Source organism: Novosphingobium sp. BL-S-33 (genome assembly GCF_056857025.1).
Window position 1 is genome coordinate 1,853,980 of sequence record NZ_CM166474.1, and the last position, 22,885, is coordinate 1,876,864.

Sequence of the window (22,885 nt, forward strand, 5' to 3'; positions counted from 1 at the left end):
TCAGCCTATGACGCGGGCCCTGAGCTTGGCGTGCTCTTCGCTGGTGATGGCGCCGGATGCCTTCAGGGCTTCCAGTTTTTCCAGTTCCTGCGCCGGGCTTTGGCCAATGAATTCACGCAGTTGTTCGCGAGTTCGGGCCACTTCCTGCCCGTTCCGGATCGCCATGCCTTTGGACTGGAGAAGCAAGTACAGGAAAACGCCCAGAAAAGGCGCAACGATCAGCAGGATGACCCAGAGTATCTTCTTGAACCCGCCGGCGTCATCGCGGCGAAACAGATCGCGCAGCACTGTAATCAGGAGCCAGAACCACATGACGAAAACGAAGATGACCGCCACATCCAGGAGGAACGTCCAGAAATCCGGTAGATTCATTAGAAATCTCCTGCTCGATTGACTGGAATGTGTGCAGGTCGCTGTATCAGCCTGCACTTGGGAAGACGGATTGCAATTGCCTTGGGGACTGGTCGAGTTATCTAATCGTGATTGTTTAGTGGTTCCGTGAATCGATACGACTTGTATAGATAACATGAAATCGAGTCCAAGCTCAAACGACAACCTCACCTTGCGTAGAATTTTGAAGGACTTGAATGGGTAAGGTAATCCGGTATGATGCGATTGGGCGACTCAACGATCGTCATTGATAAGTCATTATCTGAAATTGAGTGATCTTGGCGCGATTACACGCGGCCCTGATATCTCGGGGCAGAACAGCTCGTAAAATCCGCGTCATTCGAACGAGGAGAATTTTATGAAGCTCCGTACATATATTCTGGCCTCTTCCGTGGCGTCCTTTGCTCTGCTTGGTGCCTGCACGCCTCAGCCCGGGCCATCCTCGTTCTCCCGGAATGAAGTGGGTCAGGCTGTGCCCGTCCAGTTCGCGGAGATCATATCGCTTCGCGAGGTCGAGATTCGCCCCGGGCAGACGAACGTCGGAACCATCGCGGGCGGTGCGCTCGGCGCGATCGGTGGCAGCCAGATCGGCAGCAGCACGGCCGCCAATGTCGCAGGCGGTGTTGCCGGTGCCGTGGTCGGCGGGGCGGTCGGTTCGGCTCTTCAGGGCTCCAGCAGGACCACGGGCGTCGAGTTCACTCTCAAGCTGGATTCGGGGGAAACCATTGCGGTCGTCCAACCCGGCGAAATGCGCGATTTCCGCGTGGGTGACCGCGTACGCGTCAGCGGTACGGCACAGAACACCCGCGTAACCCACTGATCCCCGCATCCTGTCGGGCCGGGGCCCTGTCGGGCCGGGGGCTCACCACACTGCGTGGAACGAGCCTCCGGCCGATGACGGGTCCGGTATTGCAGCATGCGTCGGTGTTCATCGGAATGCCGCAAGTCCAGTCAATTCCAAGCCATGGCTCCATCACAATTCGATCCAGTACGTCACAGGTGAAGCGTGGACTGACGTGACCCGTTCGCCGGATCGGGCGTGTGCGAAGGACAGTCGCCACATGCCGCAATTTGGCTGGTCACCGAAGCCTTGCTGCCGCCATCCCGGTGGTCTCCCCCTGTGACGCTATCCTGTCGATCACTGGAAAGGAGTAAGCCGATGTCGAGAACGTCAGTCTGGGTCGCGGTGATGGCCTGCGCCGCCGTGGCCGGTTGCGCCAATGACGCGCCGCCGTCCGGGCAGAACGCCGCGCAGCGACAGCCGCCGCAATGCTTCCAGGCCAGCTCCGCCCGGCACTTCAGGGCCGTGAACTCCCGCACCGTCAACATGCGGATCGGCCGCGATGTCTATCGCATCGATACGATGGGCATGTGCCGGGATCTGAACTGGACCACGAGCATGCGGCTGGCCACCACCGGCAGCTCGACGGTCTGCACCGGACTGGGGGCCGGGGTCTCCATCGTGACGAGAGGCCCGAGCGGTCCACAGCGTTGCACAGTGCAATCGATCACCGGCTTGACGCCGGAGCAAGTGGCGGCGCTGCCGCTGAGCCAGCGACCGTAGTCACTTCATTTGCGAAATGACGGACGTCACGGGTGATATCTCCGTGCCGTCTGTCATTTCAGCATCGCGGACGAATTCGGCGCCCCAACGCGTTTTACGTGATGTCGAACCGTCAGTTTCATTCGTTCGTCGCCCCCGCGAAGGCGGGGCCCCCGCTTTCTTCTGCAACCTCTCGTGTCGCGCAAGAGAAGCGGGATCCCCGCCTTCGCGGGGATGACGAGTTTGGGCGAACTTTCGGACTCGTTCTACTCAGCGGCATCGCGAATGATGGGGCACGTCATGCAATGCCCGCCGCCCCGTCCGCGTCCGAGTTCGGCGCCGGAGATGGTGATGACCTCGATCCCGGCCTTGCGCAGCAGGGTGTTGGTATAGACGTTGCGGTCATAGGCGAGCACCACGCCGGGCGAGACGCAGACGAGGTTCGCGCCCGAATCCCACTGCGTGCGCTCGCGCATGTAGTGGGTGCCGCCGGTCTCCACCACGCGCATGTTGTCGACCTTGAGCGCGCGGGCGACTGCCGCCACCCAGCCGCCTTCCTCGCGCCGCACGTCGAAGCCGCCGTTGGCACCGGGGCGGATCATGTAAGGGGTGATGGTGTCGACGATGTCGGGATAGATCAGCACGCAGTCGCGGTCGGCAAAGGTGAAGATCGTGTCGAGGTGCATCGCCGCGCGCAGCCGGGGCATGCCCGCCACCAGGATCTGGTCCACCACGTCCTGCTGGAACAGCGAGCGCGCGAGCAGCGCGATGCCCTGGCGCGAGGTGCGCTCGGACATGCCGATCAGCAAGGTGCGGTTGCCCGCCGGCATCACGTCGCCGCCCTCGATCGTGGCCAGGCCGTGGTCCTCTTCGGGATTGCCGTGCCAGATCTTGGTCTTGCCCGCGAAGTCGGGGTGGAACTTGTAGATCGCCGTGGTCAGCAGCGTCTCGTCCTTGCGCGCGGGCCAGTAGAGCGGGTTCACCGTGCAGCCGCCGTAGATCCAGCAGGTGGTGTCGCGGGTGTAGAGCGTGTTGGGCAGGGGGGTGATGAGGTACTGGGTAATCCCCGGCGTCTCGCGGATCAGCGCCATCAGCGCGCTGGAGTGGCTTTCGGGGAACTCCTCCACCGACAGGCCGCCGATCAGGATCTCGGCCAGTTCGCGGTGGGGCAGGCCTTCGAGATAGCTGCGCACATCGTTCAGCAGGCCGAGCCCGACCTCGTTCTCGGTGACGCGGTGGTCGAGGATCCACTTGCGCGCCTCGGGGATACCCACGGTGGTGGTCAGCAGGTCATGCATCTCCACCACGTCGACGCCGCGGTCGCGCATCTTCTGCTGGAAATCGAGATGGTCGCGCTTGGCTGCGTCCACCCAGAGCACGTCATCGAACAGCAGGTCGTCGCAGTTGGACGGCGTCAGCCGCTGGTGCGCGCGGCCCGGCGCGCAGACCATGACCTTGCGCAGCTTGCCGACTTCGGAGTGAACGCCATAGGGAGTGTCAGTAGACATGGGGGGAGGCTCCTGTTGGATCGGATCACGGAACGATGCGGCCGGTGAGCAGCCCGGCAAGGCCGACCAGCCCTCCGACCAGCACCACCAGGAAGATCACCAGCTCGACCGGCTTGAACAGCCGCACGCCCTGTTCGCGCCGGGCCCAGACGTAGAGGATCAGGGTGCCCGGGATCAGCAGGATCGCCACGAGCATGACATGCTCCAGCCCCGCCGCCACGAACATCACGACCGAATAGAACGCCGCCACCCAGGCGATGAACTGGTCGCGTCCGGCCTCACTGCCATCGGCGCCATACCCCTCGCGGCGGCGGGCGATCAGAACGCCGTAGCCCGCCACCAGCAGGTAAGGCAGCAGCGCGCTGACGCTGGTGAGGTCCAGCATCAGGTTGAAGGCATCCTGCGACCAGTAGGTCGAGATGACGAAGAGCGAGACGACGATGTTGGACAGCCACAGCGCATTGGCGGGCACGCGGTTGCGGTTCTCTTCGGAAAACAGCCGGGGCATGTCGCGCGACTTGGCGGCGGCGAACAGCACTTCGGCGCAGATCAGCGACCAGGCGAGATAGGCGCCCAGCACCGAGACCAGCACGCCCACCGAGATGAACACGCTGCCCCACGGGCCCACCACTTCCGCCAGCGCGCTGGCGAGCGAGGGCTGGCGCAGCCCGGCCACCGCCGCCTGCGGCATCACCGCATAAGGCAGCAGCGTGACCGCGACCATCAGCCCGGTCACCCCCACGAAGCCCAGGATCGTGGCGGTGCCGACATCGGCGCGGGTGCGGGCAAAGCGCGAATAGACGCTGGCGCCCTCGATACCGAGGAACACGAAGACGGTGATGAGCATGGTATCGCGCACTTGCGCCACCAGCGTCTTCTCCGGCATGCCTTCGCCGCCCCAGAAGTTGGCGGCGAACGTGTCCCAGTGGAACGCCAGCAGCATCAGCAGCAGCGCCGCCAGGATCGGCACGATCTTGGCGATGGTGACGACGAAGTTGATGAAAGTGGCCTGCTCGATCCCGCGCAGGATCATGAAGTGGAAGGCCCAGATGCCGACCAGCGAGACGCCGATGGCCACCGCCGAACTGCCGTCTCCGAACACCGGGAAGAACTTGCCGAGCGTCGCGCCGATCAGGACCCAGTAGAACACGTTGCCGAGAATGGAGCCGAGCCAGTACCCGAAGGCGGAAAGGAACCCCATGTAGTCCCCGAAGCCGGCCTTGGCATAAGCGAAGACGCCGGCATCGATATCGGGCTTGCGCGCGGCCAGCGCCTGGAAGACCCGGGCCAGCGCGTACATGCCGGTGCCGGCGATGAGCCAGGCGATGATCGCCCCGAACGGCCCCGTCGCCGAACCGAACCGCGCCGGCAGATTGAAGATCCCCGCCCCGATCATCGAACCCACCACCATCGAGGTGAGCGAAAACAGCGAGATCTTGTTATCCTGGCTCGGCATCTACGTCTCCCAAGAGTGGAATTTCGATGGGTCGCGGTTTATTCTTGAGTAACTTACGGAATAACTGTCACAAATCTGCGCGCAGCGTGATGGCGGGCAGGACTTTGAAAGCGGAGCGGTCCGCGCTGTCCAGATTGGAATCGACTTCCAGCCAGAGCACGCCGACGCCTAGCGCGTGAAGCGGGTTGAAGCGGCCCGGCGGCGGGGCAAGCAGGTTTGCGATATCGATCCCGGCAAAGCCCTCGAACCGCCAGTCGCGCCGCTTGCCGGGCACAGCGGAGCCGTTGTTCAGGTACCAGCGGCGATCGATGGACACTTCGCCGATCAGGCCGATGCCGTCGTTCATGACGGGATAGAACGCGTCGATGAAAAGTTCGGCGGCGAGGTAATCGTCGGTATTGTGATTGGAATTCATCCAGCGCGGGGCCAGTTCCACCCCGATCGACCCGGCGCCGACATTCGCGCCATAGCGCAACCCGCCCGTGAGGGTCTGGTCGGTGGCGAGGCTGCTGCCGAAGAAACTGTCCATGTCGTGCGCCAGTTCGTACCGCGCGAAACCGGCGAAACCGGAGGCGCTTTGGTGCGTGCGCAGTTCGAGCGACGCGGCGAGGGTGGATTCCGCGATGTCGCCATGTTCCAGAAGCATCGACGGCCCGGCGTCGAATTCGACTTCCAGCCGGTCCGACAGGGGCTGGGTGGTGATGAAGGTTAGCGATGTGCTGGTGGACGTGCTTGTGCGGGAGTTCGAACCGAGCGGATTGTGGGAGGCGATCTCGGGCGCGAATTCGAACTCGATTGCCGATGCGCCCACGCGCGTTCCGTCGTAGCCGGGGATGTGGAGCTGATCGACTTCCTGATCCGATCCGGATGCATCGGATTTGAGCGTTCCCGCCTCGCCATCCGGGGGGACTGCTGGTTCTGCGTGGGCCGAAAGCGGTGCGATGGCCAGGAGGTAGCCGAGGAGACGGACCGAGGCAGATTTCACTTTGCCCTCCCGCGCGGTGTTCCCGCGTTCAAAAGTGATCTGAGGCCAGCATATCTTCAAAGCGAATAAGTGTGCAAAGACAAATTTTTAAATGGAGCGACGATTTCTCCTCGCCATACCTGTATTGTTGCAGTGCAACGCAAATGTGATTGCGCTCTTTCATAGAAGGCGGCTGTTGATTTCATGCGGAAAATTGAATTGTATCAGCGTTAATCCATTGTTTAGCAACGGGATCGAGGTGCCAGGAAGAAGCACGAAAGCTGCAGTGCAGGCGGGCGGGTTCCCCCCGAACAGCATCAATTCGCGCTCTCGTCCGCCGTTTCGCAGGCTCGCGGCAATAGAGTGTCGCTTCTAATGCGTTGCCGCGGGTGTTCTCGAAATGGACTCTAAATGAGTGGCGCTTCGCGAATTTTTGAATTTTGAGCGTGATAATTTTTTCTTTGTGCGCCAATATCGGTTCATCACCTAGCCGACTCGGCAAGTGCTTTTACTGCGGAACTTTTCGAAAGATGGACCGCATGCCCGAAACGGATCCTGAACCCACCCCAAGACAACCCCGCGAACCCTCTTATGCGGACGCGCTGTTACCGCTGGTGATCCTGGCAGTACTTGTCAGTAGCGCGGTCGTGTTGTTCGGCGTGGATGCGATGGCCGGGCCATTGCAGGTCGCGATGATGCTGGCCGGCATGGTGGCATCCCTGATTATCCTGAAGAATGGCCATCCTTGGGAAAGTGTTGCCGAAGCGGGGCGTCGCGGCGTTTCTTCGGTGGTCAGTGCGATTTTCATCCTGCTTACGGTGGGCGCGCTGATCGGTACATGGAACATGGCCGGTACCATTCCTACGCTGGTATACTACGGTCTTGGGATCATTAATCCCAACTGGTTCTACGCTACGGCGCTAATAGTCTGTGCCGTCACATCGCTCTGCATCGGCAGTTCTTGGACGACAGCGGGAACTATCGGAGTTGGATTGATCGGGTTGGCCACTCTGGCCGATCTATCCCCCTTCATTACTGCCGGTGCGGTCGTTTCCGGGGCCTATACCGGAGACAAACTGTCTCCCTTGTCCGAAACGACGATCCTGGCCGCCCAATTGACCGGCAACGATATTTACGAGCATCTTCGCCATCAGGCGTGGGTCAGCGGCCCGGCCTTCGTTATCGCGGCGATCGGATTGATCTCGCTGGGATTTATCGGCCATCCCGCGCTGGCCGGTTCGGAGGTCATACATTCCGAACTGATGGCGCTGGATCAGATCTTCAATATCTCGGCCATCAATCTGCTTCCGCTTCTGCTGCTGGTCGTCCTGTCGTTCCGCAAGGCTCCGGCGTCGCTGGCGATCATGACTTCGGCGCTGTTCGCGGGGTTGCTCGCCTGCTTCACCCAACCCCATGCGGTGCTTGCGATCATTCCCGACGGCGGGACCGGGCTGGAGGCCTATATCAAGGCGGTCTGGCATGTGATCGCCAGCGGCTATCATACCGATACCGGCATAGAGGCGGTGGACAGCCTGCTTTCGCGCGGCGGCATGGCGAGCATGTTGTTGACCGTCTGGCTGATCATCGTGGCGCTGGCTTTCGGATCGCTGCTCGATGAGTTCGGTCTGTTGTCCAAGCTTGTGACGCCGGTGCTCACGCGGGCGAAGCACACCGGCAGCCTGATCGCGACATCGATCTGCACCGCGATCGGCCTGAACATCGTGACCGCTGATCAATACGTGGCGGTCGTGCTGCCGATCCGCCTGTTTCGGGTGGAATTCGAAAAGCGCAATCTGGCGAGCAAGAACCTCTCACGCGTGGTTTCGGACGGCGGCATCGTCACGGCACCGTTGGTGCCGTGGAATTCCTGCGGCGCCTATATGGCGGCGGTGCTGGGCGTGCCCACGCTGGCCTATGCGCCCTTCGCGATCTTCAACTATGCGAGCCCGCTGCTCGACATTCTCTACGGCGGGCTGGACATCAAGATAGCCCGTATCCGCGAGAACTGATTTCCCGCGCCGCCGCGCCGGAGTTTCGCGCCGCGGCTTCGACTGCTCCTGTAATCGAGTCCGGCCGGCACGTTGGCTGGCGAGCTATCCTATAATGGCAAAGTCTATCAGTGTCCCGCAAAGAGGACTTACATGCGTTTTGCCATTCCTTCAGGGGTCGCCCTGATTGCAGTTCTGTTTCCCCCCGCCGTTCAAGCTCAGGAAGAAAGCCCCGCCATCACCGTCTCGGGCGACGTCACCCTCATCAGCGACTACCGGTTTCGCGGCATCTCGTTGACCGGCAAGGACCCTGCGATCCAGGGCACGATCAACCTTGCGCACAAGAGCGGCGTCTACGTCGGCACCTGGGGCTCTTCGCTCGGCTTGGGGGACCGTTATGGCCCCACCGAGGTCGATCTCTACGGCGGCTGGGCGGGTAACGTCGCCAAGCGTACCAGCCTTGACGTTGCCGTTGCCTATTACAGCTATCCCGGCGGCAAGGGCACCGGGAAGATCGAGTACTTCGAGACCACGGCCAAGCTGACCCACGATTTCGGCCCGCTGCGCGGAACGCTGGGCAGTGGTTATAGCTGGGATCAGGCCGCGCTGGGCGGCGATCACCTTTACCTCTTCGGCGAGGCTGCCGCGCCTATTCCCGGGACCCCGGTGACGCTTCGCGCGCACGGCGGCCGCAGCAAGGGCGCGCTCAGCCCGAAGCCCGGCGGCTATTACGACTGGTCGCTGGGCGCCGACGTCGCGGTGAGCAAGCTGACCTTCAACCTTTCCTACATCGATACCGACCTTAGCCACGGCCACAACGCCGATGGCGCCGCGCTGTTTTCCGTCAGCGCCGGCTTCTGATCCTCCCGCTGGAGCGAGATAATGAAAGACCTGTTCAGTCGCATGCACATAGCGGGCAAGCTGATGACGGTCGCCGGCCTGGCGATCGCGCTGCTGCTCCTGCTCGGATTTTCGGGCGTCGTTTTTGAGACCGGCACGGCCGTGGCCAACCTGTCCGACGATGCCGCCGTCGCCCAGGCCAATGCCGAGGGCAATCAGGTGAAGGCCGATATCGCCACGTTCGAGGCGACTGCACGGGCCCTGGCCTCGTCGCTGGGCAAGATGCACGCGACCGGCGCGCGCGATCGCGGCACGGCGTTGACGGTGCTGAAGACCGATCTGCTCGAATCCAAGGCAGCGCTGGGCAGCTGGGTGATGATCAAGCCGAACCAGTGGGACGGCACCGATGCGGGCAAGGGCAATCAGCCGGGCTCCGCACCCAACGGCAACTTCACGCCGTACTGGGTGAAGAGCAACGGCGTCCTGACGCAGCAGCCGAACAATGAGGCGGGTGCTTACGACAAGCCTTACTTCCGTCAGGCATTCGACAGCGGCAAGGGCGCGCTTGTCGATCCCTATGCCTACGATCTTGACGGCAAGCAGGTCCTGATGACCTCGATCACGCACCCCGTCCGTTCGGGCGACAAGGTGATTGGCGTGGTCGGCGTGGACATGGAACTGGGTACGATTTCCCAGCGTCTCGGCACGCTCAAGCCCTTCGGTGACGGCCGCGTGATGCTGCTGTCCTCCTCGGCGACATGGGTGGCCAATCCGGACGCCTCGGTGCTCGGCAAGACTTATGCCGACCCCGGCCTCGATGAAGTGAAGGCCGCGCTGGCCAGCGGCGAGACCAAGGTGCTGCCGGGCCTCGACATCGGCGGCGTGCCCACCCGCCGCGTGATCCGTCCGATCGCGCTCGACAATCTCAATGCCACTTGGGCGCTTGTGCTCGACGTTCCCGAGGCGACCGTTTCGGCGCCGGCGCGTTCGATCGGCTGGCAGCTTGTGCTGGGCGGTCTGATCATTGTCGGCGCGGTGCTGGCGAGCCTGTTCTTCGCTGCACGCGGCATCATCGGCCGCCCGATGGCGGCGCTGAGCGATGCGGTTGACCGCCTTGCCAAGGGTGAGGATTGCACGATCCCCGAAACCGAGCGTGAGGACGAGATCGGCACCATGGCCCGTGCGGCGGACGTGTTCCGTCAGGCCGCTGCCGACCGTGCCGAGGCCGACCAGCGCGCCGCCGAAGAGCAGCGCGTGGTGACGAGCGCCGTGGGCGAGGGGCTCGACGCCCTGACGCGCGGCGATCTCACGGCCGAGATCGCAGTGCCGTTCCCGGCGGGCTATGCTGCGCTGAAGGACAACTTCAACGCCGCTCTGGGCGAGCTGCGCCGCATGATCGGTGCCGTCGCGCTCAGCGCCGGGGGTATCCGTTCGGGCTCGATGGAAATCGCGCAGGCATCGGAAGACCTTGCCCGTCGCACCGAAGCCAATGCCGCCAGCCTGGAAGAGACGTCGGCCGCGCTCGTGCAGATCGACCAGCGGCTCAAGGCTTCGGCCACCGCCGCATCGCAGACGGTCCGCCGTGCCGACGAGGCGCTCACCACTGTCTCCAGCGGCCGCGCGGTTGCCGGTGAGGCCGTCGCGGCGATGGACCGTGTGAGCGACAGCGCCAAGGGCATCGACCAGGTGATCGAAGGCGTCGACAAGATCGCCTTCCAGACCCGCGTGCTCGCCATGAACGCGGCGGTCGAGGCAGGCCGTGCGGGTGATGCCGGTCGCGGGTTCGCCGTGGTGGCCGATCTCGTCTCGGCGCTTGCGATGCGGGCCGAGGAAGAGGCCAAGCGCGCGCGTGACCAGCTTACGGTGACGCAGACCGATATCGTCACCGCCGTGAACGCGGTGCAGCGCGTGGACGGTGCGTTCGAGAACATCTCGGGCGGCGTCGGCGAAGTGCACAAGCTGCTCGGCCAGATGGCGGAGGACAATCAGGCCCAGTCCACCGCGATCAGCCAGATCAGCGTGGCGGTTTCGACCATGGACCATTCGACCCAGCAGAACGCGGCCATGGTGGAGGAAACCTCCGCCGCCGCGCGCAACCTGACGACCGAGGCGGTTTCGCTCAACGATCAGGCGGCGCGTTTCGATACCGGCGAGATGCGCGGTTCGGCGCGGCTGGCTTCGGTGGCCTGACGGTTGCCGGTCCAGCCTTCGGGTAAAGCAAAGGCCCGCGGATCACGCCGATCCGCGGGCCTTTTCGTATAGGCCTCGCGGCGTTCCACCCCTTTACATCCACCGGTCTTCGTCGCCCCGGCGAAGGCGGGGGCCCCGCTTTTCTTTTTAAGCACGCAGAGACGCGGAGACGCAGAGGGGCGATTGCTGCACCGTCTCTCTGCGTCTCCACGTCTGCGCGTGAACTCAAGAAAAAGCAGGGCCCCCGCATTCGCGAGGGCGACGGAGTGTTTGGGTGTGAGGGGAGTGGACGGAACGGGCCTGACGGGCTGATTGGGCAGAGCGAGCGGAACAGGCGGAGCGGGCTTACTCTCCCGGCCGGTACGTACGGGTCGTGTGCCCGGCCAGATCCTCGGGATAGAAATAGATCGGCCGCAGCGCACCATCGGCATAGCGCTGCGCCTGATCCTTGAAGTGCGCAGAGGTCGGATCGCCGCTCTGTCCTCCGGCGCTCACGGCCCATGCCCGCACTTTGGGTCCGAACTCGACCACGGCGACGAAGCTGTTGCCGCTGGTGCCGTAATACTTCTTCGTGTTCGGATAAGGCTTCGCGCCGAACGAGGCGAGCGAGCCCCAGAGCGCCGAGGTGAAGGGCACCGAAATGCTGCTCTTGGCATCGTCGAAGTGCGGCGTGATCGCACCGTCGAGCCGCTGGAAGCGATTGACCTCGCCCCACGGCACCTGCCAGCCGCCGAAGTCGCGCGTCAGCCGGTCCGTCGCCTCCGAAAGCGCGGTCAGTCGCTGGTCAGACGTGGTACGCTTGGCGATGTAGTCCGGCAGGTTCAGCCGTGCCCTCTTGGCATCGGCGCCGAACTTGCCGCCCAGCGTATCGCCCCAGAACACCGCCAGCGTGGTTTCCTTCGAGCCATAGCCCCAGCGGCAATCCCAGCTCCGCAACAGCGCCATCGGCGCGGCGAGCTTGGCTTTCAGCGGATCGGCGGCGGGCAGGGCGTCGTAGTCTGCGGCAAGCTGCGGCAGCAGCACCGCGAAAGCGGGCAGGTGGCTGTCGTAAGCCGCCGCGATCAGGCGTTCGGGCGTGAAGTCGTGCTTGCCGGTGAGCACTTCGTCGGCATGGACGCCGCGATAGTTGCCGCCCACCTGATCCATGTAGCGCGGGAAATCGGCGGCCTTGGGGCTGTCCGGCCCGGCGGCGTCCCAGGGCCAGTCATTGGTGTTGTGGACCCAGCCGACTTTGGGATTGAGCACGTTGGGCAGCGTGTCGATCGCGTGCAGGCCCTTCCAGTCGGTGGCCGGATCGGCGCCGTCGACCGGATCGCGGTAGTCGAAGCGATCGTCGCGCACTGGCACGAATTGCGGGTGGAGATAGGCGATCTCGCCCCGGGCATCGGCCAGGATCGTGTCGTTCGAGGAATTGGCCCGCGCGCCCGCGACCGTGATGAAGGAGGCAAGGTCGCTCGTCTTGGTGCGCAGCCAGCTCTGTTGGAGCGCGGGGATCGGCTTCCACATCAGCGCCTCGGCAATCCACTTGCCGCCGTCCTCGGCCACGATGGGGCCGTGGTGCGTGCGGTAGGTGGTGAACTGGCGCTCGCCCATGGTGCCGTCGGGGCGGCGGAACGAGACGGTCACCTCGCGCGTCGTCAGCGGGCGCAGTCCGCTGCCGTAGTGATAGACGGGCTTGCCGCCGCGCGTGTCCACCGTCTCCGCGAACTGGTCGATATTGTCGACGGTGGAGGACGTATGCATCCAGCCGATCTTCGGGTTGAAGCCCTGATAGATGAAGAACTGGCCCCAGGTCGACGCGCCATACGTGTTGAGCCCGGCATCGCTGGTCATCTGCAATTCGGCGCGGAAGTAGAAGCTGGTGTGCGGGTTGATCAGCAGCAGGGCATGGCCGTTCGCGGTGTTGACGGGCGCGATGGCGATGCCGTTCGATCCGCTCGGTTCTTTCACCAGCGCGCCGGTTTCCAGCGCGGTGGGCGGAATGCGGCGGTGTTCGTAAAAGCTCTGGAGCTTGGTCAGCGAGATCTGCTCGATGTCGCCGCCGATCGAACCCTCGGTGAAGGAGAGGGCCATCCACGGCTCGAACCGCGTGAGCAGCTTGGGCTTCACGTCGGGATGCGTGGCGAGGTAGAAATTGAGCCCGTCCGCCCAGCTGTTCATCAGCGTGCGCAGCCATGGCGGGCTCTCGCGATATTGCGCCTTCAGTTCCTCGGGATCGACGAAGAGGCGCTGGCGCAAGTCCTGCCAGATCGCGCTTTCGCCATCGGCTTCCGCCGTGCGGCCGAGCGCGGTGAGGTAATTGGCCTCTACCCTCGGGAAATCGTCTTCGGCCTGCGTATAGATCGCGCCGAACACGGTGTCGGCATCGCTGCGGCCGTGAACATGGGCAATGCCCCAGTCGTCGCGGGTGATCGTGACCCGGGCCGCCTCTGCCTTCCAGCGGGCCAGTTCGGCCGGCGTTGCCGCATGGGCGGCCGGCGGAGCGGCAAGCGCGGTAAGGAAAGTGCCGGCGGCGAGAGCCTTGCGAACAGGAGATAAATTGCGCTGCATCGCCCTCAGCTATCGCCCGAGGCGCCGCCGGGCAAGGTCCATCGGACCGGCCCGGCGGAGCAAGGCAATCGGCCTATTCAGCGGCTTCGACTTCGCGGTCCCAGTCGTGCTGGACGGGGTAGGTGGAAATGCGCTCGTCGGGCAATTCGGGGCTGCGAATGCTGCCGAGGAAGCGCTCGACCTGGCTCTTGAGGATCGCCGCCTGAAGCTGAAGCTCGGTCGAGGAGGAGAGCACTTGCGAGGCGGCGGCACCCGTCGCCAGCGAGGTTTCGCGCACGTCTTCCACGCGCCCGGTAACATCGTCGGTGCTGCGCGCGGCAAGGTCGATGCTGCGGGCAAGATCCTGCCCGGCAACCGACTGCTGATCGACCGCGGCGGCAATCGAGACCGAGGTGGCCTCAAGCTGGGCCACGTCCTCGGCAATGGCGCGCAGGGCCTCGACGCTACCGGTGGTGGATGCCTGGATCTCGCCGATCTGCGCGGCCACTTCGTCGGTCGCCTTGCTGGTCTGGGCGGCCAGTTCCTTGACCTCTGCGGCGACGACCGCGAAGCCGCGACCAGCCTCGCCCCCGCGTGCCGCCTCGATCGAGGCATTGAGCGCCAGCAGGTTGGTGCGCTGGGCGATGGAGTGGATCAGCTTGACGATCTGGCCCACCTGTTCGGCCGACACCGCCAGTTTGGCGATCGTGGCATCGGCATTGGCGGTGGTTTCGCTGGCCTGACGGGCCAGTTCGGCCGAAGTCGCGGCCTGACGGCTGATTTCGTGGATCGACATGGCGAATTCGTCGCTGGCGGCAGCGGCGGCGGTCACCCCGGCCGACGCTTCGCCCATCGCGGTCGAGACTTCGCTGGTGCGTGTGGCGGCATGTTCGGCGGACTTGGCCATCGAGGTCGCGGTCGACTGAAGCTGGCTGGAGGCCGAGGCGACGCCGCTGACGATCTCGCCCACGCTCTGTTCGAACTTCTCGGCAAGATCGAGGACGATCTTCTTGCGCTGGTCGCGCATGGCGTCGCGGCCACGGCGCAGTTCTTCCTGTCGCTCGATCTCGGCCTCGGCGGCGGCGGCGGCTTCCTGCCGCAGCTTGTCGAGCCGCAGATACCCGCGCCGGAAGGTTTCGAGCGAGCGGGCCATGTCGCCGATCTCGTTGACCTGATCGGTGCCGGGCACGACGATATCGCGGTCACCCTCGGCCAGCTTGACCATGGCATCGGCCATGTCGGCCAGCGGGCCAGTGATGCCGCGCCGGGTGACCAGGAGCGCGAAGATGCCATTGAGCGCGGCCAGCAGGGCGAGGACCAGCATGGTGACTTCGGTCCAGCCGATGAAGCTGTCACGGCTCTGCTCGATGGATTCGGTGCGCTGGGTCAGCACGTCCTTGATCTGCGCGACCTGGCCCGAGATCTGGGTCATCGCCACGGAGGGATCGGTGCCGGTTGGGCCCGAGGAAAGCTGCGCGTCGAAGGCAGTGAGCGTGGGCGTCAGGCGGTCGAACAGCAGGTCCACGCCGGGATCGACATTGTCGAGCGCCACGCGCGCCTTGCCGAGCTTGTCGGCGGCCGAGGCGACGAGCGCCCGGGTGGCATTGGCATGGGCGGCATCGAGGCCGTGCCCTGAATCACCGCCTGTATCGCCTGCTGCGCGCGCCGCATCGAGCTGCTGCATGGCCTGCGCGATATCGCTCCAGGCATCGGCGGCACCGAGCGCGGAGCTGTGGAGCTTGGCGGTCAGCGTGGCGTCGCCCTGAACCTTGCTCAGCGCGACGCAGGCAACGCCCGCGATCGTCACCGACATGACCAGGAAAATGCAGATGATAATGCGGATCTTGGTGACGATGGACCGGCGCCAGAACCAGTCGCGCTTCGATGCGGAAGCCATGTCGGTCATTGCACTCTTCCCCCCTGCAAACCTTGGCTGAACAACCTTGGCGAGCGATGATGCAGAGGCCTACGAAATTACGCTTAAATAAGGCTTAAACGGAGTAACGGCGCTTCAGGCGATAGCGGCTGGCGCGACGGCGGCGCGGCGCGGTTTTGCGGGCTTTGCATGGCGGAAGAATCCGGGGGCGCCGCGTTCTGGGGAGAGCCGGTCGGTCAGGCCCAGCGTGGTCTCTCCGGCGCCGAGCATCAGCCAGCCGTCGGGCGCCAGCGCGGAGGCGACGCGGGCAAAGGCGCGCTCCCGCGTGGCGGCATCGAAATAGAGCAGGACATTACGGCACAGCACGATGTCGAACGTGGGCATCTGGCCGCCGGGCAGGGCGGGCAGCGGATCGAGCAGGTTGTGCTCCTCGAAACGAATCATCCGGCGCAGCCGTTCGCGCACGCGCCAGCCTTGCGGCGTTTCCTCGAACCAGCGCATCATCTCGCCCATGGCGAGGCCGCGCTGGATCTGGAACGGCGTGTAGCAGCCCTTGCGCGCGATCTCGATCACCGAGCCGGAGACGTCTGTGCCGAGGATCGAGATGGTCCAGCCCGCCCAGCGCGCTTCCTGAGAGGCGAAGAGCATCGCCAGCGTCAGCGCCTCCTGCCCGGTCGAGCATCCGACCGACCAGATCGTCAGTGAGCGGCTTTCCGCCCGGGTTTCGGCCAAAGTGGGCAGGACATGCCCGACGAGATGGTCGAACAGCGCGCGGTCGCGGAAGAAATAGGTTTCGTTGTTGAGCAGGGCCTCGACCATCTGGCGCGCCAGCACGGATTGCCGCGTGGGCGAAAACATGGCGACAAGCTGGTCGATGCTGTCGATGCCATATTCGCGGCACAGGCCTGAGAGCGCCGTGCCGATCCGCCAGCGGCGATTGTCGGGCAGCTCCTGCCCGGTGCGCGCCCGCAGAAGTTCGGCCAGCAGGCGTTCGGAGGCGAGACTCACTTGCACGGCGTGGCTCCAATTCCGGCGATCACGCGCTGGGCAAGCTGTTCGGGCGGCAGGACGGCGCTGGCAAGCCCGGCCTCAGCTACCGCGCGCGGCATGCCCCAGACGGCCGAGCTGGCCTCGTCCTGCGCAAGGATTGTGCCTCCGGCCGCGACGATGCGGGCCGCGCCAAGGGCTCCGTCGCGCCCCATGCCCGAGAGCACGACGCCCAAAGTACGGTCGCCCATCTCCTCGGCGAGCGAGGCGAACATGGTGTCCAGCGAGGGCAGGCAGCCGCTCGGGGCAGGCGCGTGGTCGAGCCGGACGGTGAGCGTGTCTCCCCGGCGGCGGAAGGCCATGTGGGCAGCGCCGGGCGCGATCAGCACGCGGTCGGGCAGGAGCGGCATGTCCTCTTCGGCCAGCAGCGTCTCGCAGCCCGAGGCGGTGCGGATCTGGCGCGCGAAATAGGGAATGATCGCGGGCGGCAAGTGCTGGGTGATGACGACCGGCACGCCAAGCTGCCGGGGCAGCGCCGCAAACAGGCTGGCTAGCGCGTGAACGCCGCCGGTGGATGCGCCGATGGCAAGGATTTCGGCGGGTTGCCGCGCGGGATTGCCCGTTGGCGGACGCAGGCGCGGGGACGGCGCGGCCTCCCGGCCGACCGCTTCGCGCGTGGGGACGGCAGCAAGGCCGAGTTCGCGGATCTTGCCGAGCAGGAGGTCGCGGTAGTCTCCGTGGAATCCGCGTGCGACGGGCTTGGGCAGGGTATCGGCAGCGCCCAGTGCCAGCGCCGCCAGTGTATGCTCGGCGCCGTCGATGGTGAGCGAGGAGACCACCAGAATACGCGCGCCGCGTGCCCGCTCGATGATGCGGGGGAGTGCTTCCAGTCCGCCCATGCCGGGCATGTCGAGATCGAGCAGGATCACGTCGACCCGACTGGTGCGCAAGGTTTCCAACGCCGCTTCGGCATTGCTGGCAATACCGACGACCTCAAGCCCCTCGGCCCCTTCGACCATGCGCTTGAGCGCGGTGCGGGCCACCAGCGAATCGTCGATTATCATCAGTCGGACGGGCGGCAGCAGTGCCGCGCGGGCCCGATCGGAGCGCATGTCGCGTCGGCGCAGCGGGGATAGGGCCATCGAGGCAGCCTCGATGCGGCTCAGGCGACGCCGACGAGCTGAAGCTTCATGTGCAGGGTATCGTGGTCGAACGGCTTCATCACATATTCGTCGGCGCCCGCCTCGATGGCCGCCTGAATATGGGCGGCATCGCTTTCGGTGGTGCAGAACACGACCTTGGGTTGGTTGGCATGGCCGGTCTGGCGCAGGACGCGCAGGAATTCGATGCCGCTCATCACCGGCATGTTCCAGTCGAGCAGGATGACGTCGGGCATCGCGGCTTCGCAGCTCTGGATGGCTTGCTGCCCGTCGCAGGCCTCACTGACCATGAAGCCGAGGGCCTCCATCGACTGACGCGAGAACTTCCGGATCAACCGCGAGTCATCGACGATCAGGCAGGTTTTCATACGGTAGTTTCCTTATCCCAGAGCCCAACCCTAGTCGTTTTGCGTAACCATTTGCTTAAGCGGCCTCGACGGAGGGCGGGAAAGTGGCTTGCGGACCCGCGATCAGGGCCCCGACATCGGCCACCAGCAGCGGCCCCAGCGCGGTTTCGACAAGGCCGTGCGACATCGCTGCCCAATTGCCTTCCATTTGCGCGTTGATCGGTTGCGGCTCGTTCCACGCCTCCGTCACGTCCTCTACCTCGTCGAGCAGCAGGGCGTAGGCGTGACCTTCGTGCATGACCACGGCGGCGGGCGATCCGGCGCCGCCTTGGGCGCCGCGCGAACATTCGCCGAGATCGAGCGCGCGGCAGCCGTCGATCACGGTCAGCACCCGGCTGCGCAGACCCGAAAGTCCGGCAACATGGGCGGGGGCGCAAGGGACCGGAGTCATCACTTCAAGCGCGATGACCGATTGCACATCGCGCGAGCGCAGCGCGATCCGCCGCCCGGCCAGCGTGACGACGACGAGCAGTTCTCGATTGGACAGTTCCGACATGCTCAGGCCCTCCCGGCGTGGCGGCGCAAGGCGCCCATCAGCGCGGCCTGATCGTAGCGATAGATGCTGGAATCGCCCGGCTCCGGGTTTCCCGGTTCGGTGCGTAGGCGGATCACCTCGCGCGCCGGGCCATGGGGCGAGGCAGTGGACGCGCCGCCGCCATCGTGTGGCAGGATGGCAAGATCGGCCTCGTCCGGGGTGTCGGTCTCGACCACGCGGTAGCCTGCCGCCTCGACCATCGGGCGCACGAAGTTCTGGATCCACGCATCGTCGGCGGGAAGGCGGCAGACCGGCCGGACGATGCGCGACGGCGTGCGCGAATGGCGCGCGAACAGGCGGTAGGGCGCGACGACTTGCGTGGCCAGACCGTCGACCAGGACCACTGCATCCTCGTGCTCGGCGCCGCCTGCGGCAATGGCATCCGCATCGATCTCGCGGATTTCCAGCGCCTCGCGCACGGCATAGGCGATCTCGTTCTGTCCGTCGGCAAGCCGCAGCAGGCGCAGGACGCCATTGCCGTCCAGCGCCGTTTCGAGGGGCATGTCCTCGATCCCGGCGAGCGGCAGGATGCAATCGCGTATGACCACGAGGCGGCGGTCGCCCTCCATCGCGATCGCTTCGGGGCCGACTTCCTCCAGCCGGTCGAGCACGCCCATCGGCATGGCGCGGCGAATGCCGTCGAGCCCGGTGAAGAGCAGCACGCTGGTCGTGCGGCGTGGCTGGGCAGGGGCGTCCTCCAGCCGGTCGCGGCGTTCCAGCGCGTCGGTGCGCAGGCCGCCGGCGCGGGCGATGCCGCTCACTTCCAGCAGCAGGATCGGATGGCCGTCGTCGGTCAGCGTGGTACCGGCATAGAGGCCGGTGGCGATGATGGCAGGGGCTGCGGGCTTGATGACCAGTTCCTCGTGCCCGAAGACCTGATCGACGATCAGCGCGAAATGGCCGCCGCCCGCGTGCCGCAGCACGATCACCGGCCGCGCCGCGTCGTCGGAGAGGGGCTCGTCAGCCGCAACATGCAGCACTTGCGCGGCCATGAGGCAGGGCACGCGGTGCTCGCGGATACGGGCGAGCATGGCGCCGCCCACTTCGTCGATTTCCAGCGTGCCGTCGGCAAGGTGGATGATTTCCTCCACCGAACTGCGCGGGATCGCGAAGCGCTGGTTGCCGATGCCGACCGTCACGGCCGGAATGATGGTCAGCGTGAGCGGCACGCGCAGGGTCATGCGGGTGCCGAGGCCGGGCGTCGAATCGATCTCGATGGCGCCGCCGATCCGCTCGATATTTGCGCGCACCACGTCCATGCCGACGCCGCGTCCGGAAATCGCGGTGACCGTTTCGGCGGTGGACAGTCCCGGCTCGAAGATCAGTTCGAAGGCTTCGCTGCGCGACATGCGGGCGGCCTGCGCCTCGTCCACCAGACCGGCGATCACGGCCTTTTCGAGCAGGCGCGTCTCGTCGATCCCGCGCCCGTCGTCGACGATGTCGATCAGGATCTTGTTGCCCGACTGGCGCGCCGAAACGGAGAGCCGCCCGATCTCGCTCTTGCCGGCAAGGCGCCGCAGCGGCGCGTGCTCGATGCCGTGGTCGATGGCGTTGCGGACGATGTGGGTGAGGGGATCGCGGATGATCTCGACCATCTCGCGGTCAAGCTCCACCTCGTTGCCGGCGATGTCCACGTGCGCCTGCTTGCCGAGTTCGGCGGCAAGGTCGCGCACCATGCGGGGCAGTCCGGAAAACAGGCTCTCGATCCGCTGCATGCGGGTGCGGGTCATCGCCTCGCGCACTTCGGCGATAATCGCGGAAAGGCGCTCGAACGGTTCGTGGACTTGCGGTTCGACCGCGCCTTCGCGCAGGCGGCGGGCCAGTTCGTTGCGGGCCAGCACCATGTCGGAAACGCCGCTCATCACTTTGTCGAGCAGTTCGACGGGGATGCGGATCGATCGCTGCGGCTGGGCAGTACGGGGGCCTGATATTGGCGGAGGGGTAGCCGGAACCAGCGTGACGACCGGCGCGGCCGCCGGTTCGAGCGCGGCCTTCAGCGCCTCGTCGCCGCCTTCGGGGAAAGTCTCGCCCGCCTCGATGGCGTCGACCATGTCGCCGATCCGGTCCACCACCGCCAGCACCGCGCTGACCAGAGCGGCATCGGCGCTGCGGCGACCTGCGCGGACATCGGCCAGCGCATCCTCGGCGGCGTGGCTGAGCGCTTCGAGACGCGGCAGGTCCACGAAGCCGCAATTGCCCTTCACGGTGTGGACGAAGCGGAAAATCGAATCGAGCCGCGCGCGGTCGCCCGGATTTTCCTCCCAGGAAATCAGTTCGCCGCCCAGCGCCTCCAGCATTTCGCGGGTTTCGACGACGAAGTCTTCGAGCAGTTCGTCCATAAGGGCCCCCAATTCCCGGGGCTTATGCGGCCGAATAAATTAACCAAGAGTATAGGCCCGTCGATCTCGTGCCCCGCGGAAACCGGGATCGGCACCCTCACGCGGCCGGTCGTGCGCGGAAGATTGGTAAAATTTCCTTTTCAGCAAGGATTTCCCCCTAGCCTGTCGGCCAAGCGAGGGAGACCGTGCTTTGATCGAGATCGAAGTCCAGAACGAGACACGTCAGACGCAGGAGACCGTCCGGTTTGCCGCCGTGCCCCGCATCGGCGAGGGCGTGCGGCTTCAGGATCCCGACGGATTCTGGGTGTCCTATGACGTTGTCGACCTGTGGTACCAGAAGGCCGAATTCGGCGAGATCTGGATGCCCTATATCCATGTGCGGATGACGCCTTCGGAGATTTCCGCCGAATCGCTGCCCCGGCCTCAGCCGGTGGCCGAGGACAAGGAGGAAGTCATCGAGACCGCCAAGAAGGTCGCCCGGATCCTCCAGGCCAACGAGAACGCGTGAGCAAGGGAGTAAGTGTCATTCTTGAGGGTCTGATCAAGCGCACCCCGGCGCCCGCCCGCCGCGAGGACGAAACACCTGCCCCGCAGGCCGCCGCCGCTGCTGTGCCCGAGGCGCCGCGTGGTCGTCGCGGCCTGATCGTCGACGATTCGCGGGTGATCCGGAAAGTCTCGCGCCGTATCCTTGAGGCGCTCGGCTACACCGTGACCGAGGCCGAGAATGGCGAGGAAGCGCTGAGCAAGTGCATGGCGGCGATGCCGGACCTGATCCTGCTCGACTGGAACATGCCGCTGATGGGCGGGCTGGAATTCGTCACCGCGCTGCGCGGGATGCAGGGCGCCCACCGGCCGAAGGTGGTGTTCTGTACCACCAACTCGGAGAACGGCGATATCCGCAAGGGGATCGAGGCGGGTGCCGACGAATACGTCATCAAGCCGTTCGATCACCATACGTTGCACATGAAGCTGCAAGGCATCGGCGCGGCCTGATATTTTGATGGCCTGAGTCTAAATGCGGGCGGCGATCAGGTAAGGCAGACTTAACGGCGCGTTGGTCGCCGGACTAACTGAGATCGCCATCCCAAACCCCGTCATCCCCGCGAAGGCGGGGATGTGGATTCACATTCGAAGTGCAACGGTTGAAGAGAGCATGCCTCGGCGGGTGTTTTGAAGTCGAGGCATTTTCGCGGTGTATTGTTGTAGCGTTGGATGATGTCCTCAAAGTGGGCAGGCGAGAGATCCTCGATGTTGGTCTTGCGCGGCAGGTCGCGTCTGAGGCGGCCGATGGCGTTTTCGACGCCGCCCTTTTGCCATGGGGCGTGGGGGTCGCAGAAGAACGTATCGATGCCGAGACGGTGCAACCTGTGGTGCTGTGCAAACTCGGTGCCGTTGTCGAGGGTCAGGGTTTGGCGCAAGGCGGCGGGCCAGGGCCGCAGCATGGCGGCGAGCAGGTCGGCGGTGCGCCGGGCCTTTCGGTCGGGCGGATGGCAGATCAGGGTGTAGCGCGAGGAGCGTTCATGGGCGACGAGGATGGCCTGGCCGTATCGGGCGAAGAGCATGAAGTCGGCCTCCCAGTGGCCGGGCCGGGACCGATCCGCGGCCTCGTCCGGGCGCATGGCGATGGGTTGGCGCTTGGCGATGAAGCGGACCGAGGATCCGCCGGGCTTGCGGCGCCATCCGCGGCGGGCCTTGGCGCGGGGCAGATAATGGCGCCATGATCGATCGTTCGTCCGCCTGATCTGGGCATGGATGAAGCGATAGATGCTCTCGTGACTGATGATACGCACGCCGGCCTCGCGGGCCATGCGGCCGGCGATCTGCTCGGGTGACCAGCCGGCCGCGAGGCGGCCCAGCACGCCCTCGCGCAAGGCCTGATCGCGTTCGAGGCGCAGGCCCGACCAGCGCCGGGCGCGCGCCTGCTCTTGCGCATAGCCGGGCCGATAGCCCACCGTGCTGCCGCTGTTGCGCTTCAGCTCCCGAGAGATCGTCGATGCCGAGCGATCCACAGCTGCCGCGATCTGGCGCAGCGATTGCCCGTCTTCATGAAGACGGGCAATCGTACACCGCTCTTCCAGATCAAGCTGTTCGTAAGCTCTTCCCATGACAACACCATAACCTGGTGTTGCACTTCGTTTGTGAACTTGGCGGATCCCGCTTCTTCTTTTAAGCA

19 protein-coding genes are annotated in these 22,885 nt (G+C 65.1%); 7 read left to right on the top strand and 12 right to left on the bottom strand.

Annotated elements, in window-relative coordinates:
• Nucleotides 1-372, bottom strand: a complete 372-nt coding sequence (locus AC1VVM_RS08700; protein ID WP_482903578.1) for an SHOCT domain-containing protein — start codon at nucleotides 370-372, stop codon at nucleotides 1-3.
• Nucleotides 373-748: 376 nt separating this feature from the next.
• Here AC1VVM_RS08700 and AC1VVM_RS08705 point away from each other — a divergent pair, with 376 nt between their 5' ends.
• Complete coding sequence (locus tag AC1VVM_RS08705) at nucleotides 749-1,210, top strand: outer membrane lipoprotein (RefSeq protein WP_482903579.1); 462 nt, start codon at nucleotides 749-751, stop codon at nucleotides 1,208-1,210.
• 339 nt (nucleotides 1,211-1,549) lie between these two features.
• A complete protein-coding gene (locus AC1VVM_RS08710) occupies nucleotides 1,550-1,954 on the top strand; it encodes a DUF6491 family protein (RefSeq protein ID WP_482954951.1) in 405 nt (134 codons plus the stop codon).
• 245 nt (nucleotides 1,955-2,199) lie between these two features.
• Here the strand turns inward: AC1VVM_RS08710 and AC1VVM_RS08715 are convergent, their stop codons facing one another.
• The 3 genes from AC1VVM_RS08715 to AC1VVM_RS08725 form a co-directional block, all read right to left on the bottom strand.
• Nucleotides 2,200-3,441, bottom strand: a complete 1,242-nt coding sequence (locus tag AC1VVM_RS08715) for an arginine deiminase (protein WP_482903581.1) — start codon at nucleotides 3,439-3,441, stop codon at nucleotides 2,200-2,202.
• A 25-nt stretch (nucleotides 3,442-3,466) separates the two neighbouring features.
• Nucleotides 3,467-4,897 carry a basic amino acid/polyamine antiporter gene (locus AC1VVM_RS08720; RefSeq protein WP_482903582.1) on the bottom strand — a complete coding sequence of 477 codons (1,431 nt, stop codon included), beginning with the start codon at nucleotides 4,895-4,897 and terminating at the stop codon, nucleotides 3,467-3,469.
• Between the two features lie 67 nt (nucleotides 4,898-4,964).
• The gene (locus AC1VVM_RS08725) at nucleotides 4,965-5,882 is read right to left on the bottom strand and encodes a hypothetical protein (protein WP_482903583.1); all 918 of its coding nucleotides are present in this window, start codon (nucleotides 5,880-5,882) and stop codon (nucleotides 4,965-4,967) included.
• A 518-nt stretch (nucleotides 5,883-6,400) separates the two neighbouring features.
• Between AC1VVM_RS08725 and nhaC the strand changes: the two genes are divergently transcribed.
• From nhaC to AC1VVM_RS08740, 3 genes are all read left to right on the top strand, one after another.
• Nucleotides 6,401-7,870 carry a Na+/H+ antiporter NhaC gene (gene nhaC, locus AC1VVM_RS08730; protein ID WP_482903584.1) on the top strand — a complete coding sequence of 490 codons (1,470 nt, stop codon included), beginning with the start codon at nucleotides 6,401-6,403 and terminating at the stop codon, nucleotides 7,868-7,870.
• Nucleotides 7,871-8,002: 132 nt separating this feature from the next.
• On the top strand, nucleotides 8,003-8,710 hold the full coding sequence (locus AC1VVM_RS08735; protein ID WP_482903585.1) for a TorF family putative porin: 708 nt from the start codon (nucleotides 8,003-8,005) through the stop codon (nucleotides 8,708-8,710).
• Between the two features lie 21 nt (nucleotides 8,711-8,731).
• The gene (locus AC1VVM_RS08740; RefSeq protein WP_482903586.1) at nucleotides 8,732-10,879 is read left to right on the top strand and encodes a methyl-accepting chemotaxis protein; all 2,148 of its coding nucleotides are present in this window, start codon (nucleotides 8,732-8,734) and stop codon (nucleotides 10,877-10,879) included.
• A gap of 345 nt (nucleotides 10,880-11,224) precedes the next feature.
• Here the strand turns inward: AC1VVM_RS08740 and AC1VVM_RS08745 are convergent, their stop codons facing one another.
• From AC1VVM_RS08745 to AC1VVM_RS08775, 7 genes are all read right to left on the bottom strand, one after another.
• A complete protein-coding gene (locus AC1VVM_RS08745) occupies nucleotides 11,225-13,429 on the bottom strand; it encodes a penicillin acylase family protein (RefSeq protein ID WP_482903587.1) in 2,205 nt (734 codons plus the stop codon).
• A 73-nt stretch (nucleotides 13,430-13,502) separates the two neighbouring features.
• Nucleotides 13,503-15,314, bottom strand: a complete 1,812-nt coding sequence (locus tag AC1VVM_RS08750) for a methyl-accepting chemotaxis protein (protein WP_482903588.1) — start codon at nucleotides 15,312-15,314, stop codon at nucleotides 13,503-13,505.
• Nucleotides 15,315-15,419: 105 nt separating this feature from the next.
• Entirely contained in the window at nucleotides 15,420-16,298 is an 879-nt protein-coding gene (locus AC1VVM_RS08755; RefSeq protein ID WP_482903589.1) for a CheR family methyltransferase, read from the bottom strand.
• Nucleotides 16,289-17,413 carry a chemotaxis-specific protein-glutamate methyltransferase CheB gene (gene cheB / locus AC1VVM_RS08760; RefSeq protein WP_482903590.1) on the bottom strand — a complete coding sequence of 375 codons (1,125 nt, stop codon included), beginning with the start codon at nucleotides 17,411-17,413 and terminating at the stop codon, nucleotides 16,289-16,291. The genes AC1VVM_RS08755 and cheB overlap by 10 nt, the downstream gene beginning before the upstream one ends.
• A 20-nt stretch (nucleotides 17,414-17,433) precedes the next feature.
• Nucleotides 17,434-17,799, bottom strand: coding sequence for a response regulator (locus AC1VVM_RS08765; protein WP_132384715.1), 366 nt, complete (start codon nucleotides 17,797-17,799; stop codon nucleotides 17,434-17,436).
• Nucleotides 17,800-17,854: 55 nt separating this feature from the next.
• Nucleotides 17,855-18,334: a chemotaxis protein CheW gene (locus tag AC1VVM_RS08770; protein WP_482903591.1), complete on the bottom strand. Its 480-nt coding sequence runs from the start codon at nucleotides 18,332-18,334 to the stop codon at nucleotides 17,855-17,857.
• 2 nt (nucleotides 18,335-18,336) lie between these two features.
• Nucleotides 18,337-20,712 carry a chemotaxis protein CheA gene (locus tag AC1VVM_RS08775; protein ID WP_482903592.1) on the bottom strand — a complete coding sequence of 792 codons (2,376 nt, stop codon included), beginning with the start codon at nucleotides 20,710-20,712 and terminating at the stop codon, nucleotides 18,337-18,339.
• Nucleotides 20,713-20,902: 190 nt separating this feature from the next.
• Here AC1VVM_RS08775 and AC1VVM_RS08780 point away from each other — a divergent pair, with 190 nt between their 5' ends.
• Together AC1VVM_RS08780 and AC1VVM_RS08785 are read left to right on the top strand one after the other, a co-directional pair.
• Nucleotides 20,903-21,220 carry a hypothetical protein gene (locus tag AC1VVM_RS08780; RefSeq protein ID WP_207904590.1) on the top strand — a complete coding sequence of 106 codons (318 nt, stop codon included), beginning with the start codon at nucleotides 20,903-20,905 and terminating at the stop codon, nucleotides 21,218-21,220.
• A gap of 131 nt (nucleotides 21,221-21,351) precedes the next feature.
• Nucleotides 21,352-21,705: a response regulator gene (locus AC1VVM_RS08785; RefSeq protein WP_132385702.1), complete on the top strand. Its 354-nt coding sequence runs from the start codon at nucleotides 21,352-21,354 to the stop codon at nucleotides 21,703-21,705.
• A 101-nt stretch (nucleotides 21,706-21,806) separates the two neighbouring features.
• Here the strand turns inward: AC1VVM_RS08785 and AC1VVM_RS08790 are convergent, their stop codons facing one another.
• Nucleotides 21,807-22,817 carry an IS30 family transposase gene (locus AC1VVM_RS08790; protein WP_482954952.1) on the bottom strand — a complete coding sequence of 337 codons (1,011 nt, stop codon included), beginning with the start codon at nucleotides 22,815-22,817 and terminating at the stop codon, nucleotides 21,807-21,809.
• Between the last annotated feature and the right edge of the window lie 68 nt (nucleotides 22,818-22,885).

Coding starts and splice junctions, on each gene's coding strand:
- AC1VVM_RS08715 (WP_482903581.1), bottom strand. CDS start 3,441: ATGTCTACTGACACTCCCTATGGCGTTCACTCCGAAGTCGGCAAGCTG.
- AC1VVM_RS08765 (WP_132384715.1), bottom strand. CDS start 17,799: ATGAAAACCTGCCTGATCGTCGATGACTCGCGGTTGATCCGGAAGTTC.
- AC1VVM_RS08745 (WP_482903587.1), bottom strand. CDS start 13,429: ATGCAGCGCAATTTATCTCCTGTTCGCAAGGCTCTCGCCGCCGGCACT.
- AC1VVM_RS08710 (WP_482954951.1), top strand. CDS start 1,550: ATGTCGAGAACGTCAGTCTGGGTCGCGGTGATGGCCTGCGCCGCCGTG.
- AC1VVM_RS08775 (WP_482903592.1), bottom strand. CDS start 20,712: ATGGACGAACTGCTCGAAGACTTCGTCGTCGAAACCCGCGAAATGCTG.
- cheB (WP_482903590.1), bottom strand. CDS start 17,413: ATGGCCCTATCCCCGCTGCGCCGACGCGACATGCGCTCCGATCGGGCC.
- AC1VVM_RS08750 (WP_482903588.1), bottom strand. CDS start 15,314: ATGACCGACATGGCTTCCGCATCGAAGCGCGACTGGTTCTGGCGCCGG.
- AC1VVM_RS08740 (WP_482903586.1), top strand. CDS start 8,732: ATGAAAGACCTGTTCAGTCGCATGCACATAGCGGGCAAGCTGATGACG.
- AC1VVM_RS08700 (WP_482903578.1), bottom strand. CDS start 372: ATGAATCTACCGGATTTCTGGACGTTCCTCCTGGATGTGGCGGTCATC.
- nhaC (WP_482903584.1), top strand. CDS start 6,401: ATGCCCGAAACGGATCCTGAACCCACCCCAAGACAACCCCGCGAACCC.
- AC1VVM_RS08770 (WP_482903591.1), bottom strand. CDS start 18,334: ATGTCGGAACTGTCCAATCGAGAACTGCTCGTCGTCGTCACGCTGGCC.
- AC1VVM_RS08735 (WP_482903585.1), top strand. CDS start 8,003: ATGCGTTTTGCCATTCCTTCAGGGGTCGCCCTGATTGCAGTTCTGTTT.
- AC1VVM_RS08790 (WP_482954952.1), bottom strand. CDS start 22,817: ATGGGAAGAGCTTACGAACAGCTTGATCTGGAAGAGCGGTGTACGATT.
- AC1VVM_RS08720 (WP_482903582.1), bottom strand. CDS start 4,897: ATGCCGAGCCAGGATAACAAGATCTCGCTGTTTTCGCTCACCTCGATG.
- AC1VVM_RS08705 (WP_482903579.1), top strand. CDS start 749: ATGAAGCTCCGTACATATATTCTGGCCTCTTCCGTGGCGTCCTTTGCT.